We start from the raw sequence: 14,476 nt of genomic DNA, 5'->3' as shown, positions 1-14,476 counted from the left end.
TATAGCCGCCCAGCGTGCCGAATGCCTTGGCGAGCGTGCCTTCGATGATGTCGATGCGGTCGGCCAGGCCCTCGCGCTCGGTGATGCCGCCGCCGCGCGGTCCATACATGCCGACGGCATGGACCTCGTCTATATAGGTCATGGCATTGTAGCGCTCGGCGAGATCGACGATCGCTCTGATCGGCGCGATGTCGCCGTCCATCGAATAGACGGACTCGAAGACGACCAGCTTGGCGCGTTCGCGGCCGGCGGCCTGCAAAAGGCTTTCCAGATGCGCGACGTCGTTGTGGCGGAAGATCTTCTTCTCGGCGCCCGAGCGCCGCACGCCTTCGATCATCGAGGCGTGGTTCAGCTCGTCCGAGATGATCAGGCAATTGGGCAGAAGCCGGGCAATGGTCGAGATCGAGGCTTCGTTGGAGACGAAGCCGGAAGTGAAGACGAGTGCCGCTTCCTTGTCGTGCAGGTCGGCAAGCTCGACTTCGAGCTCGACCAGCGGGTTCGAGGTGCCCGAAATGTTGCGGGTGCCGCCAGCGCCCGAACCCATCTTGCCGGCCGCATTCTGGAACGCGGCGATGACGTCGGGGTGCTGGCCCATGCCGAGATAGTCGTTGGAGCACCAGACGGTGATTTCCTCGGCGCGGCCGTTGGCACGCCAGATGGCGCGCGGAAACTTGCCCGCGATGCGCTCGAGGTCGGCGAAGACGCGGTAGCGACGCTCCGCATGGAGCTGGTCGATCGCTTCTTCGAAGAACCGCTGGTAGTTCATGTCGGAATTTCCAGTCACAATTCTTTCCTCTGCGGTATCTTCGCCGCCTCCACTCTTCAGCCCTTGATCCCAAAATGCCGCCGGCGAGGTCATGACGCCTCCAAAGTGGCCAGAACCGAACCAGGTTCGATGATGGCATTTGCTGTCGCTACGATAGTCGCGCGCCCGTTCAGCGGTGCGATGATCTCGTGCAATGCGCCTTCAATTCGAACTTCCGCTATTCTCTCACCAGCCTTGATCGTCGTGCCGCTGCCAATGAACCAGCGTTCTACAATGCCCTCAGGCAGCATGCTGGACGCCCATAGTTCCTCGTCGACCTTGATATCCAGCATCACGACTCTCCTTCGTGCCGGATCATATTCCGCTCGCCAAGGCGGTCATTGATTAGAATCAAAGAGCTGGTCACATTGATGAGTGACCAAAGCGAACCAGATCCGCGTGCAAGTGAGGTCGATGTCGCATTGGCATTTCGAAAATGATTCAAATCAAGGCGCGATCCGGCGCTTCCGCGGATCATGAGGGGATGTGGAAGCCAATCCTAAGCGCTCCGTTTGGCCGCAGTCTCGAACTGGCCGTTCTTGACGAGGATGGCGAGCATGCGCTCGTGTTTCCCTGCATGAAGGAGCGGGAAGGCTGGAGGAACACCGCCACGGGCGTGCGGGTCGACATCCGCCCGACACACTGGCGCGACTGGGAGTCTGACAGGGTGCCGGCTCGCGACGACAATCCCTTTGGCGACCGTCCCTAAGGCTTGGATTCAACGATCAATGCCATGCGAACGAGGTGCGACAGGCTGCTCGCGCTCATCTTGCTCATGACATTGGCGCGATGGATCTCGACAGTGCGCGGGCTGATCCCGAGGTCATAGGCGATCGTCTTGTTTGGCAGACCTGAAACAAGCCCATCCAGCACCTGTCGCTCTCGCTCCGATAGCGTCGACAGACGGCCGTTGATTTCCGCGGATTGTGGGTGCGCTGCATTCGCCTGATTGCGCTTATCCAAAGCGGAGCGGATTGCACTTATCAGGATATCGTCGTCGAAAGGCTTCTCGATGAAATCTGCAGCCCCTTCCTTCATCGCTTGAACGGCTAGCGCCACGTCGGCATGGCCCGTCATGACAATCACCGGAAGTGTGTGTCCGCGGGTTCTGAGCTGGCGCAGGAACTCGATGCCGTCAATGCCGGGCATGCGCACATCGGTCACGATGCAACCGTCAAGATTACCCGTCGCGGTAGCTAGAAAAGCCGTCGCCGATTCATGCAACCGCACCGCAAAGTCGGCTGTTGCCAGAAGGAAACCGAGCGATTTTCGCACGTCCACATCGTCATCGACCACGTGCACCAGATCACTGCCGGCCATTTGTGACCTCTTCCTTTTCCACAATGCGCAATGTGAACCGGAAGCAGTTCCTCCGGCCGGCATTGGCTCGGTCCAGATGTGACCACCGTGCGATTCGACGATAGTACGGCAAATCGAGAGGCCGACACCCATGCCCTGCTTCTTGGTGGTGACAAATGGCTGGAAAAGTTGTGCCGAGACCTCCGGCGCAAGGCCGGGGCCGGTATCGATCACGCTCACCTCGGCCATTCCACCATCCCGGGCTGTAGTTGTGACCTGCAATTCACGGCGTGGCGCGCCTTGCATGGCTTCAACCGCGTTGCGCATCAAGTTGAGCAGAACCTGCTGAATCTGGATGCGATCGGTCAAAACCAGTTCGGCTGCCGGATCAAGCTTGTAGCTGACACGCACGTCTATTTCCCGTGCGCCGACCAAAGCCAGAGAGGCGGCTTCCTCGATCAGCACCGGCAAGCGTTCGACCTGACGCTCGCTCTCGCCCCTGGCGACGAAGTCGCGAAGATGACGAATGACCTCTCCGGCTCGCAAAGCTTGCTCAGCGGCTTTCTCGACAGCCTCCCTCAGGATCGGTGCGTTCTCTTCCGTACTCTTCTCAAGAAGCCGGCGGCTGCCTTTGAGGTAGTTTGTGATCGCCGTGAGCGGCTGGTTTATCTCATGGGCAAGCGTCGAAGCCATTTCGCCGAGCGCGGTGAACCGGGCCATGTGGAGCAGCTCCAATTGCTGTTCCTGTATTCGTGCTTGCGCCCGGTGGCGCTCGGTCAGGTCGCGGCAAAAGCCGGTAAAGAAACGCCCGGTTCCGGCATGCATCTCGCCAACGGAAAGCTCCATCGGAAAGGTCGAACCATCCTTTCGCATTCCAGTGACCGTGCGGCCGAGCCCGATGATCCGGCGCTCACCGGTCGTCAGGTAGCGAAGCAGATAGGCGTCATGCTCGTCGCGGTAGGGCGACGGCATCAGCATATTGACGTTTCCCCCGATGACTTCGCTGGCCTGATAACCGAACAGCGCTTCGGCAGCTGTGCTGAACGATTGGATGCTGCCTCGTTCGTCAATGACAACCATGGCATCGGGCACCGTTGCCAGGATCGAACGCAAATGATCCTCGCGCAAAAGAAGGGCTGTGTTTGCGAAGGACAACTCGCTGACATCAGTGCCTTGGACAAAGATGGCCGTGATGCGGCCATCGTCGGCGCTGATCGGCTGATAGACGAAATCGAGGATACGCTCTTCAAGCGGCTGGTCGTCCTTGTTGCGAAGACCGACCTTCATGCCTTGGCCCCTGTATGGCTCGCCAGTCCTGTAGACATGGTCCAGCTGTTCCAAGAACTCTTGGCCTTCGAGTTCGGGAAGGGCTTCGCGCAGCGATTTCCCAATCACTTGCCTGTCGCCGATGAGCCGTTGGTAGGCGGTATTCGTCAGTTCAAAGACATGATCCGGCTCACGCATGATGGCCATGAAGCCCGGGGCCTGTTCAAACATTTCCGACAATACGGACTGCAGCGCCGTTCCGCCGGCCGACAAAATAGGCGCTTCGTCTTGGCTCACCTGAAATCCCTGGGTTCGACCTGCCTGTGAGGAGGGCTAACTACCACTTCTCGCTGCGCACGCAAAACGGAGCGAGGCCAAAGTTTTCGAGCGCAGATCCCTTTGATGCGCGTCAAGGCATCGGACGCTCGCGAATGAGACTGATCGCTCATTCCATCGCTTCAGCGAAAGGCGCCTCTGATGTCATACAAGTCAATTATCGTGAACCTGACCGTTGATGCATCCCCTGCGCCCATAGTGAAGCTGGCTCTCGAGCTTGCAGAACGGTTTGGAGCCCATCTTGTCGGCCTGGCGGCAGCCGATGTTCCGCCACTGGTCGCGACAGGCGATGGCATGGTCTACGAAGGCGAGATCATGCAGATCCAGCGCACGGAGATCGAAAAGCGGCTTGCAGCATTGCGAGCCGAATTCGAGAGATTGGTTCCGACCTCGATTAAAAGCGAATGGGGACAGGCGGTCTGCGGCCCGACTCGCTTCCTCGGGGTTTCCGCCAGAGCAGCCGACCTCATCGTACCAGCGAGGCAGGAGACAATGTGTTTCGCGCGGTGGATATAGGCAGTTTGGTGCTCGGAGCGGGGCGACCGGTCCTTGTCGTTGCGAACAATGTCGACCACGACCTTGCAAAAACAGTCTTGGTCGCTTGGAAAGACACCCGGGAGGCTCGGCGAGCGCTGACCGATGCATTGCCTCTCTTGGCCAAGGCCAATGAGGTTATCGTCGCCACGATCGACACTGATCGTGACGTTCGTAACAGTCTCGCTGACGTTGCCGTATTTCTGGAACATCACGGTATTATGCCGCGAACCGAACTGATCGCCGGCGAGGCTGACGGCGACAATTTGCTGTCATTCGCACGCTCTGCCGGTGCAGACCTGATCGTGTCTGGCGCCTATGGCCACAGCCGATTGCGGGAATGGGCGTTCGGAGGCGTCACGCGCACGCTGATCGAAGCGAGCGGAGTCAATCGCTTCATGTCGAATTGACGGTCTGGTGCATCATTCCGACCAGCCCATGCGCGTTTGCCCGCCCGCAGTGGCAGCAATTTTCATCGCACGGTCGTTGCGCATCGCTCACGGCTTCCGGCTTGCTGTCGCATTCAACAGGGGCGAAGACACAGTCCAAGTCGAACCGATCCTCGAAGACAGCCTCTGAAACGTGCCGGTTGATCGAGATCAATGTCGTGGGCTGCTGGCCGCGCAATGATCGCCAAGCCAGGAGTGGGTGCCATGAGTTTTCTCGACTACCTGATTTCGGTCGACGCCAGGACGGCCTTGATGGGTCGCATGATGCAAAGGCTAGGCGTCGACAGACGATTGAAAGTCGTGGCGGATCATGGAGCCGTGATCGATCGAGCGGTGAATCGCTGCCGCGCCTGCGGCCATCAGGGCGAATGCATGACCTGGCTCGATCAACACGAAGATGCCAAGGAGCCTCCGGACTATTGCCGCAACCGCGACCTGATTGCACGATTGCTACACGTATCTGGCGAAGGGTAACGGCTCCAACACCGCAACGCACCGGGTCAAGTTCAGGCATTCTGTCGGCGCCCTGACCGCAAGTTTGGCGTTGCTCACCTTATCGATCAAGGGTGACCTATCAGCCGGTTGAGCGCCAGCGTGCGCCCGTGCTGCGATCGAGTAGGGCTCCACCAGTCGATTGCGATCAGCGGGATGGGGGGCGGACGCGGTTTGCACCTGTAGCGCGGTGCGTCCTGGACGCTCCGGTCAAAGGCTCAGGAAACAAGAAGCACGGACATCGGTCCGGCGCAGAAAAGATTATCCGCCACGACCTTGACGCCTGGAACGTTTTCCGCGGCGACAATGGTTGCCTGGCGCTGACGTTCGTCGAATATGGCGCCGCTCAATTCCACAACGCCATTTTCCACGGCAACCTTAATCAATTCGGCGTTTGCCCATTTCTGTGTCGAGAGCTCCGCGATGATGTTCTGCCGGATCTGGTCGTCGCTGACGGTGTTCGACGCCGAGTTTGAGGAAATGCGCAGCAGGGCACGAAGGAGATCAGAGCGGGCAATCATGCCAACGACTTTTTCATGGTCGACGACCGGGATGCGTTTGACGCCGTGCTGGGTCATCAGTTCGACGACCTGCTCGAGCGTTGTGTTTGGAGACGCCGTGATGACGCTGTCGGTCATCACCTCTTCGACCAGCCGTCCATTCGCGAGGACATATTCCTGAGCCAGGCTTCCAGGGCCGACAAGAAACTCCAGCCAGCGTGGGCGCTTGCGCTGCGTGCCCAGTTCCCGGCGGCGAAGGAAATCGCCTTCGCTGACAATACCCACCAGCGCACCGTCGTTGCGAATGACGGGAAGACCGCTGATCTTGTTGGACAGCATCAGCGCTGCCGCCTCGGCGATCGATGCGGACGGGTCTATTGCGATGACCGGCGTGGTCATTATCGCTGCGGCTTGCATCGCTGCCTCCTCGGATAGTTTCCCTTTTTGCTTATCGAGGTCGCTCGAGCCGCGCGTTGATCTGAATCATTTTCAGAGCCGACAATGTCAACGCTGGGAGTATCTCGTTCTGCTCGTCGGGCAGCAAGCCCTAGAAGAGGGGCAACTGCGACATCAGCGATCAGTCCAGCGCGGCCAAGCGGATTTCTCCACGACCAGATGTTCCGCATCAGCGGTGCGGGAGCTCCTTTCTTATCCCCAGTTTGCGCCAGCGCAAATTCTTCCCCGGGCACTCGGGCTAAGTGGCTTCGAACGGCGGACGCCGCGACCTCGAAACAAAGGACAATTCGATGAAACTCTCCATCCTCGCCGCCGCAATCTCTCTCCTCGCGCTCGCAAGCGGCGCAAGCGCTGAAGAGCACGTGGTGCAAATGCTCAACAAGGGCGAAAAAGGCGCAATGGTTTTCCAGCCGGCCTTCGTCCAGGCAGCACCTGGCGACACCGTCAAGTTCGTGCCGACCGACAAGACGCATGACGCCGAGTCGATCAAGGGTATGGTTCCGGATGGCGCTGAGCCTTTCAAGGGAAAGCCCAGCGAGGAAATTACCGTCACGCTGACAAAGGAGGGCGTCTACGGCGTCAAATGCGCACCCCACTACGGCATGGGGATGGTCGCACTGATCGTTGTCGGCAAGCCGGTCAATCTCGATACCGCCAAGGCGGTCAAGCATCCTGGGAAGGCAAAAACGGTGTTCGCCGACCTGTTCACCCAGGTTCCGGCCAACTGACCCAATCGATACAGCCATGCCTGCCGCATACGGTGGGCGCGGGCCGGACGGACCGAGGCGGCGGTTCATCCGGCCCTTTTCTTTTGGACATGCAAGTCACGGCAATTCTACGTCTGCGGGCCTACACCATATCTGTAAGCTTTTGGCCACAATTGCGGGAGGATTCGAGCCCAATTGAGCCAAGGTTCCCATGTTAATCAGTATCGCGACTGCGCAGCTGTTTTAATCGTCAGGGAATCAAAATGTCTGAAACCAGACTTGGCTATTCAACTTATCAAATCGCGCTTCATTGGATCATAGCATCGTTGGTGTTATTCCAGCTGTTCTTCGGCGAGAGCATGACAACCGTGGTTGACGCGGCTGAAGAGGGAACCGCGGTCTCCCCAGCCGACCAGACATTGGGCTCCGCCCATTACTGGGTCGGGATTTCGATCCTGGTCCTCGTGATAGCCCGGCTGGTCATGCGCCTGGTGTCGGGTACTCCCAAGCCTGCGGAAGGCGGCACTCGCTGGATGCAGATCGCCGCGCAGATCTCGCACGGCCTTTTCTATCTGCTCTTGCTCGCAACGCCCCTTGTGGGGCTTCTTGCCTTCTACGTTGGCGACCCATGGGGCGACATCCATTCGCTCAACAAGCCAGTGTTTATGGTCCTGATTTCCGTCCATGCCTTGGCGGCACTGTTTCACCAGTACTGGCTTCGTGACGGCACGCTCAAGCGGATGCTGTCGCCCGGCCGATAGGTCTGGCCTGTGAAACATTCTGGCGTCACCGGCAGATCGGATTGCCAGACTCTGACGGGGACTTTCCCGTCAGATCACGCCCAGATGCGCGAGAACTTTGTTCGCCCAACCTGGCGAGGCTCGGACCAGCCTGAACCCCAGATTGTCGGGCGGCGTGCCGACGGCACAGCCGCCGCTTCTTCCGTCGCTGACGAAATTGGACATGTAGGCCCGGTGAAGGCCTTCAAGGACGTGGACGCCGCAATTGTCGACCGAACTCGCAACACTGCCGCCATTTGCAGCCAGCGTGGTGCGGACGTAGCAGGTCGACGTCCATTCCCAGACGTTGCCGGAAAAGTCGGCGAGCCCCAGGGAATTCACACCAAACGAGCCACGGCTCTTTGGCAGCGGGTCCGGTTTGCGATTGAGGTCGACCTCGGCCTTGTAGCTGGTGAGCCAACGTCTGGCGGGGTTGCGGGCGTCGTTTTCGACACCCTCGAATTCGCCTGCGAACCGCTCCGCCGCGGCAAATGCCCATTCCTCGTCGGATGGCAGCCGCCATTGGTCACCGGTCGCTTGCGAATACCATCGGGCGTATGCATTGGCATCGAGATAGCTGACGCCGGTCACGGGAGCGCTGACGGGGATCGTGTGCGTCTCCTGTGCCGGCTGGCAGCTGCCTTCAGCGACGCAATCTGCATAGTCTTCCGCGCTGACCTGATAGGTCATGATTTCGAGCGGTTGGTCGAGCTGGCGTTTAAGGCGAGGATTGGCCTGCGGGTGGCCGTCCTTCAGGAACTCGCCGGGTATCGGATAGGTGATGGAGCCGGACAGCAAAGTCGTCGTGACAGCTACGGCGTGGGGCGGCCGGTGCCAACTGGCTGCCTTGATCGACAAGCCCACCGGCACGGAAGTCGCTGCCATGGCGACCGCGACAAATTTCAGGATGTAAGGGGACATGGCTGTTGTCCTTGCCCGGACAGCGACACTGTCCGGGCAAATGGAGATCCATCAGTTGGTAGCGATGGGTTTGGGCGCCTCGACCTGCGTCATCAAATCATCATTCCACTCGCCCTCGACCATAAAGTGAGCGGTCGCCCCGAGTTCCACGGCCTCGATCAGGTTGTGATTGACGTAAGCGTAGACGCCGGGCTGCAGGAACGTGTAGAGCGCCGAGCCGGCAGAGCCGCCACGGATGAACCAGGTTTCCAGATCCTTGGCCGGCGGGTTGGCGAATTTGCCCTGTTCCCAGACATAGTCGCCGTGGCCACCGATCAGATGCGGCCGCGTATCGCGGTTGGCCTGCGAATGGACGATCAGCACGGTCTCGCCGACCTTCGCCTTCATCGCGTTGTCGCCGGTCAACGAACCGACCTTGCCGTTGAACACCACATGCGTCGGGATCAACCCGCGCATGACCTTGACGATGTCGTCGTAACCGTCGCCTGCCGACTCGTAAGTCTTGTAGTTGCCCTTCTCGTCGCGCGGAATGTAGAAGTCGCTCTCGCCGATGTAGAAGATCTTATCGTATTTGACCGGCTTGCCCTTGTCGTTCCTGAGCCCGTCGCGCGGCAGCACCATGATGGCGCCGTTCATGCCGGAAACGACATGCCAAGGGATCATCGCGCCACCAGGTGCACAGTGATAGACGAACGTTCCTGTCCGCGTCGCCTTGAAGCGTAGCGTCACCTGTTCGCCTGGATTGATCAAGGTGAGGCCGCCGCCGCCCAGCGCACCTGTGGCTGCGTGAAAATCGATGTTGTGGGCGAGCGAGTTGGTGTCCGGATTGACGAGGGTCAGTTCGACATAATCGTCCTGGTGGACGACCATCAGCGGGCCCGGGATCGAGCCGTTGTAGGTCATCGCGTTGAGCTGCGTCCCGTCCGCGTCGATGACCATCGGCTTCTCCTCGACCGTCATGGTGAATTCGAAGATCTTCGGTCCGCCCTTAGCGATCTGGTCGTGCGCATGCACAAAAGGCGGTGCCACCAGCTTGATCCTTTCGCGGGCGAGCCCGCGAATCTCGGCCTTTGTCACCGTTGCCGAAAATGCCGGCAGTGTCGCCACGGCGGCAGCGCCAATCGCTGCTCCAAACAGGGCTTCGCGTCGCGTCAACATGTCCGTCTCCTATCTCTCAACCGTTGCGGATGAGCAGACAGTATCTGACCTGACGCAGCGTCTCTTTGCGCTGGCGCAAATTGGCGGAGTTCGGTGTCGAGGAAGAAACGGGACGAAAAGCGCAGTTGCGGGATCCAGCAGGAGGGAAGAGGTGTTGGCGCGACTCGCCAGACCTAGTGCCAGCCAGCGGACCGGATCAGCGCTCCGGCCGGTCTTCCCGATCGATGAGGATCCGCTCGGCGGCTCCGTCAAGATCTTCGTACTGGCCACTCCTCAACGCCCACAGGAAGCCGCCCAGGCCAAGTGCGCCAAGGAAGAGGGCGACAGGGATGAGATAGGCAAGGGTTGTCATGAGGATTGGGCCAACTCGTTGATGTTGGACCGTCTGGAGGGCCGCACTTCTTTCGCCAGCGAACTTGGCATGGAACCCTGCAAACGCAGCGCATTGCCAATGACAAGCAGCGATGAGGCCGACATTGCGATCGCCGCGATCAAGGGGGTGACGTGCCCGAGGATCGCGATCGGAACCGCGACAGCATTGTAGACGATGGCGATCGCGATGTTCTGCCGGATCAGGCTTCCCGCTTTGCGCGAGACGTCTATCGCCAAAGGCACAGCCAGAAGGCTTTCGCGCAGGAACACGAAGTCGGCTGCGTTGCGGCCAATGTCGGCTGCGGTGGCTGGAGCGATCGAGACATGTGCCGCGCTGAGTGCTGGCGTGTCGTTAAGGCCGTCGCCAACCATCAGAACTCTATGTCCGTCTTTCGCCAAGGTCTCGATGCGTTCGACCTTGCCGGACGGCAGCAGGGACGGAACGAAGTCGCCGACACCCAGCATTTTCGCGACTTCGGCGCAGGCGCCTGCGGTGTCGCCCGACAGTATTTCCACCGAAATCCCAGCGTCGTTCAATTGCTGGACAGCCGCCTTGGCGTCGGGACGCAGTGCATCGTGGAAAGCGAAGTTGGCAACAATCAGTCCATTCCTTGTCAGAACCGTTCCGCCATAGCCGTGCTTGCCTTCGCCACCGGTCCGAGCCTTCCATCCAGCCCATCCGCGCCGGCCCAGTCGCCAGGTGGTTCCGGCTTTAGTGGCTTCAATACCGAACCCGGGATGCTCGCTGACGGCGTCGAATTCGTGTTGCCCGCCAGCAGTGGCAAAACCGGCTATGGCCTTTGAAAAGGGATGACGCGAATGTACGGCCATGCCGGCCGCAATCGCCAGCATTTCCGGATCGAGCGAAGCCGCGTTGACGAGCCGTGGTTGTCCGAGGGTGAGCGTTCCGGTCTTGTCGAACACCGCTGTATCGATCGTTGCCAGGCGCTCCATGGCCGAGCCATCCTTGACCATGATGCCATGCTCGAACAGACGCCGTGCGGCGACCACCTGGACGATCGGCACAGCGAGGCCGAGCGCGCATGGGCATGTGATGATGAGAACGGCGATGGCGATGGTTATGGCCCGGTGCCAGTCGCCGGTCGCCGCAATCCAGCCAAGGAATGTCACGAAGGCGGTGAGATGCACCACCGGGGCATAGAGCGCTGAAACGCGATCGGCGATCCGGCGGTAATGCGCGCGACCACCTTCGGCGGCTTCCATCAGTCGTACCATTTCCGCCAGGAACGAATCCTTGGCGGCAGCTGTGGCCTCGATCGTCAGCGGGCCGGTGAGATTGAGTACGCCGGCCTGCACGGCATCTTTTGGCGCCACGCTTCTAGGCGTGCTCTCGCCCGAGACCAGAGAGCAGTCGACGTCCGATGTCCCGCGCGCGATCTTGCCATCGACGGGAATCCTTTCGCCGGCCGCAATCAGCAACAGCATGCCCGGTTCGATCTCGCCCACGGGCAGATAGTCGCGTGCGCCATCACCGCGCAGCACCATGGCGCCACGCGCAGCGAGCTGTGAGAGGCCCTTGACGGCGGTGCGGGCGCGTTCGCGCATCACGTGATCCAGCGTACGGCCGATCAGGAGGAAGAACAGCAGCGACACCGATGCGTCGAAATATGCGTGGTCGCCATGGGTGATCGTCTCATAGAGGCTCATGGCGTAGGCCAGCGACACACCGACGGCGATCGGCACGTCCATGTTCATGCGGCCGTGGCGGAGTGCATTCCAGGCCGACTTGAAGAAGATGCCGCCGGCGAAGGCGAGTGCGGGTATGGCGATCAGCGCCGAGACCCAGTGGAACAGGTCGCGGGTCGCACCTTCGGCGCCGGACCAGACCGATACCGAGAGCAGCATGATGTTGCCTGCCGCAAAGCCGGCAACAGCGACGGCGCGGATGAGCTCCGAGAGCGTCTTGTCCTTTGCATCGGTGTCGGCTTCGAACAAATGCGCCTGGTAGCCGAGCCGCCCCAGCACGGCGACCAATGGTGGAACCTCGTCTCCGCGCCATCGGACCGAGACACGCTTCGTTGACAGGTTGACGCGTGCGGCCTCGACATGATCAAGTTCTCCCAACGCCGTCTCAATCGTCTGAATGCAGGCGCCGCAATGAACCGTCGGGACGGAAAGGTCGGTCTGATGGAGACCATCGCAAAGCGATCGGCTCGCCAGCCTGACTTCCTGACTGGAGGGCAGGGCTGAAGTGGTGCCGACCAGATCCATCGCCATTTCCGCGCCCGGTGCACAGCAGCTCATTTTAGCGCTCCATCGGAGATCATGATCCTGCGCACGTCGCGGAAAGGCCTTGCCATACCGGCATCGGCGTCGATTTCGACGATCCACACACCGTCCCTTGGCATGTGCTGCACTGCAAACTCCTGACCTGGGGCGGCGGCGAGCGTGATGGACTCATCTTCTTTCTCGTAAGCGGGATGGCGAAACAGCACTTTGACGCCATGCAAGGGAACCGCCTTGCCGGCGGCATCGGTGACGCCATAGCGGACTTCGCCCCATGCAATGGTCAGCTTGCCGGTCCAGCCGAGGGCTGCCTGCGCGCGTCCTTGCTCGGCCTTCCTGTTGAATTGCTGGCTCGCCACATAGGTGTTTTCGACAACGAGGCCGGTCCAGCTTGTGTTGGCGAGCGTCGCCATCGTCAGATTGACCGCGATGACCACACCGAAAAAAGCAAGGACGATGGCCAACATGTGCCTGCCGGTGAATTCACGGGATTTTCGCGTGGTGGCGCTCATCTGGCGATCTCCGGTGCGTTGAAGGTGGCGGTGTATTCGTTCGACTCGAAACTCGCTTTGTCCTCGACACGGAGTGTGAAGGTCTGCGCCTCGCCATGGATCTGATCAGCAGGCAGGCGCACGAAAACCTTCAACATCTTCAGCCGGTCGGGTTCGACCTGGACCGCGAAAGAGCGATCGGCGGGGAGGTCGACGCCGACGATGCTCATCTCTGCGCCTGGCAAACCCCCAATGCTGACGATGATCGTTCTTGGTTCGGGGATCATGTTCAGCAGCTTGACGGTATAGCCATTGCGGATCGAGCCGTCGGACAGCGTCACGAATTGTGGATTGCGGTCGTGCAAGACATTGATCTCGAGCCGGTCGCGCGTCAGCAGCGAAAAGACCAGGCCCAGGCCGATCAGCGACCACATGGCCATGTAGACATAGGTGCGTGGCCGAAAGATCTTACGGACATGGAAATGCGCCACCCTGTCCGAAAACAGGCCGTCATCCGTCCTGACCAATGACGGATTGACCGAACAGGCGCCGCCCGCGGTCGCCAGCATCATGTTGGCATTGTAGTCGGAGAGTGTCGTGTAGGAGATCAAGCCGCGCTCCTTGCCGAGCTTGTCCATCACGCCGTCGCAGGCGTCGATGCAGAGCGCGCAGGTTATGCATTCGAGCTGCTGGCCATCGCGAATGTCGATCCCCATCGGGCAGACAGCCACGCAGGCATTGCAGTCGACGCAATCGCCGACTGGCTGTCCGGCAGCCTGGACTTTCTTGGTGTGACGGGTGCGCGGTTCGCCGCGCCAGTCATTGTAGGTGACGGTGAGCGAACTTTCGTCGAGCATGGCCGCCTGGATGCGCGGCCATGGGCACATATAGGTGCAGACCTGCTCGCGCATGAGCCCGCCGAACGTGTAGGTCGTCGCCGTCAGAACGGCGACGGTGATGTAGGCGACTGGTGCTGCCGTGCCGGTGAAGAGTTCGCCAAGCAGCGTCGGCGCGTCTGCGAAATAGAAGATCCAGGCGCCACCGGTCAGCACCCCTATGACCAGCCAGATGGCGTGTTTCGATGCCCGCAGCACGAGCTTGCGGCCAGTCCAGGGACCAGCGTCGAGCTTGATGCGCGCATTGCGGTCGCCCTCGATGGCCCGCTCGACGACCAGAAACAGATCGACCCACACGGTCTGCGGGCACGTATAGCCACACCAGGCACGACCGACAGTCGATGTGATCAGGAAAAGACCGACGCCGGCCATGACTAGGAGGCCGGCGACATAGTAGAATTCCTGCGGCCATATCTCGATGAAGAAGAAGTAGAAACGCCGGTTGGCGACATCGAGCAGCACGGCCTGGTCCGGGGCAAACGGCCCACGGTCCCAGCGCAGCCACGGCGTCAGATAGTAAATGCCAAGCGTGATTGCCATCACTAGCCATTTGAACTGGCGAAAGCTGCCCGAGGCGCGCTTCGGGAAGATCTTTTTGCGCGCGGCATACATTGGCTGGCGCACCTTGGCGGAGTTGACCGCTTCGGCTTCGAGCCGTTCTACCTTCGTGTTGTCCAGCACTGATTTCTCCCGTCGCGGAGCTTGTGATTTCGCCGGGCAGATGTCCTGACTGGCTACAGACAGGTCAGCGAAATACGGTGTCGAGCG

Annotated in this window: 15 protein-coding genes and 2 pseudogenes; 6 read left to right on the top strand and 11 right to left on the bottom strand. The window is 60.3% G+C overall.

The annotated features are described in order from the left end of the window. Positions 1 to 766 (bottom strand): 5-aminolevulinate synthase (gene hemA, locus NKI49_RS25135; protein WP_352695803.1); only part of this gene is annotated, 766 nt, incomplete at its 3' end. Positions 767 to 855: 89 nt separating this feature from the next. Continuing rightward, positions 856 to 1,098 carry a biotin/lipoyl-containing protein gene (locus NKI49_RS25130; protein WP_352605148.1) on the bottom strand — a complete coding sequence of 81 codons (243 nt, stop codon included), beginning with the start codon at positions 1,096 to 1,098 and terminating at the stop codon, positions 856 to 858. Between the two features lie 191 nt (positions 1,099 to 1,289). On the opposite strand from NKI49_RS25130, the gene NKI49_RS25125 reads away from it, so the two are divergent. Next, positions 1,290 to 1,514, top strand: coding sequence for a hypothetical protein (locus tag NKI49_RS25125; protein WP_352605146.1), 225 nt, complete (start codon positions 1,290 to 1,292; stop codon positions 1,512 to 1,514). On the opposite strand, the pseudogene fixJ reads toward NKI49_RS25125, so the two are convergent. Then, positions 1,511 to 2,095 (bottom strand): annotated as a pseudogene (gene fixJ, locus NKI49_RS25120) (response regulator FixJ); the annotation flags it as partial. The gene NKI49_RS25125 and the pseudogene fixJ sit on opposite strands and share 4 nt — an antisense overlap. Before the next feature lie 16 nt (positions 2,096 to 2,111). Further along, positions 2,112 to 3,667 (bottom strand): annotated as a pseudogene (locus NKI49_RS25115) (PAS domain S-box protein). Between the two features lie 180 nt (positions 3,668 to 3,847). Here NKI49_RS25115 and NKI49_RS25110 point away from each other — a divergent pair. The 3 genes from NKI49_RS25110 to NKI49_RS25100 all read left to right on the top strand — a co-directional run bounded on the left by NKI49_RS25110 (position 3,848) and on the right by NKI49_RS25100 (position 5,163). After that, entirely contained in the window at positions 3,848 to 4,222 is a 375-nt protein-coding gene (locus NKI49_RS25110; RefSeq protein WP_352605144.1) for a putative universal stress family protein, read from the top strand. After that, positions 4,201 to 4,650 carry a universal stress protein gene (locus NKI49_RS25105; RefSeq protein WP_352605142.1) on the top strand — a complete coding sequence of 150 codons (450 nt, stop codon included), beginning with the start codon at positions 4,201 to 4,203 and terminating at the stop codon, positions 4,648 to 4,650. The genes NKI49_RS25110 and NKI49_RS25105 overlap by 22 nt, the downstream gene beginning before the upstream one ends. A gap of 243 nt (positions 4,651 to 4,893) precedes the next feature. Next, on the top strand, positions 4,894 to 5,163 hold the full coding sequence (locus NKI49_RS25100) for a DUF6455 family protein (RefSeq protein WP_352605140.1): 270 nt from the start codon (positions 4,894 to 4,896) through the stop codon (positions 5,161 to 5,163). 236 nt (positions 5,164 to 5,399) lie between these two features. Here the strand turns inward: NKI49_RS25100 and NKI49_RS25095 are convergent, their stop codons facing one another. Continuing rightward, a complete protein-coding gene (locus NKI49_RS25095) occupies positions 5,400 to 6,098 on the bottom strand; it encodes a CBS domain-containing protein (protein ID WP_352605138.1) in 699 nt (232 codons plus the stop codon). 329 nt (positions 6,099 to 6,427) lie between these two features. On the opposite strand from NKI49_RS25095, the gene NKI49_RS25090 reads away from it, so the two are divergent. Together NKI49_RS25090 and NKI49_RS25085 are read left to right on the top strand one after the other, a co-directional pair. Next, positions 6,428 to 6,865, top strand: coding sequence for a pseudoazurin (locus tag NKI49_RS25090; protein ID WP_352605136.1), 438 nt, complete (start codon positions 6,428 to 6,430; stop codon positions 6,863 to 6,865). Positions 6,866 to 7,107: 242 nt separating this feature from the next. Then, positions 7,108 to 7,605 (top strand): cytochrome b, encoded by a 498-nt coding sequence (locus NKI49_RS25085; RefSeq protein WP_352605134.1) that lies wholly within the window; start codon positions 7,108 to 7,110, stop codon positions 7,603 to 7,605. 69 nt (positions 7,606 to 7,674) lie between these two features. On the opposite strand, the gene NKI49_RS25080 is transcribed toward NKI49_RS25085, so the two are convergent. The 6 genes from NKI49_RS25080 to ccoG form a co-directional block, all read right to left on the bottom strand. After that, complete coding sequence (locus tag NKI49_RS25080; protein ID WP_352605132.1) at positions 7,675 to 8,544, bottom strand: SUMF1/EgtB/PvdO family nonheme iron enzyme; 870 nt, start codon at positions 8,542 to 8,544, stop codon at positions 7,675 to 7,677. 51 nt (positions 8,545 to 8,595) lie between these two features. Beyond that, positions 8,596 to 9,702, bottom strand: a complete 1,107-nt coding sequence (gene nirK / locus NKI49_RS25075; protein WP_352605130.1) for a copper-containing nitrite reductase — start codon at positions 9,700 to 9,702, stop codon at positions 8,596 to 8,598. A gap of 196 nt (positions 9,703 to 9,898) precedes the next feature. Then, the gene (ccoS, locus tag NKI49_RS25070; RefSeq protein WP_027027706.1) at positions 9,899 to 10,054 is read right to left on the bottom strand and encodes a cbb3-type cytochrome oxidase assembly protein CcoS; all 156 of its coding nucleotides are present in this window, start codon (positions 10,052 to 10,054) and stop codon (positions 9,899 to 9,901) included. After that, entirely contained in the window at positions 10,051 to 12,339 is a 2,289-nt protein-coding gene (locus tag NKI49_RS25065; protein WP_352605128.1) for a cation-translocating P-type ATPase, read from the bottom strand. The genes ccoS and NKI49_RS25065 overlap by 4 nt, the downstream gene beginning before the upstream one ends. Further along, positions 12,336 to 12,833 (bottom strand): FixH family protein, encoded by a 498-nt coding sequence (locus NKI49_RS25060; protein ID WP_352605126.1) that lies wholly within the window; start codon positions 12,831 to 12,833, stop codon positions 12,336 to 12,338. The genes NKI49_RS25065 and NKI49_RS25060 overlap by 4 nt, the downstream gene beginning before the upstream one ends. Further along, entirely contained in the window at positions 12,830 to 14,389 is a 1,560-nt protein-coding gene (gene ccoG / locus NKI49_RS25055) for a cytochrome c oxidase accessory protein CcoG (protein ID WP_352605124.1), read from the bottom strand. Before ccoG ends, NKI49_RS25060 begins: the two co-directional genes overlap by 4 nt. Positions 14,390 to 14,476: the final 87 nt, after the last annotated feature.

It is taken from the genome of Mesorhizobium sp. M0587 (genome assembly GCF_040320945.1).
GTDB lineage: Bacteria > Pseudomonadota > Alphaproteobacteria > Rhizobiales > Rhizobiaceae > Mesorhizobium.
Note: the sequence above shows the minus strand (reverse complement) of the source record. Positions and strands in the feature narration are given on the sequence as shown.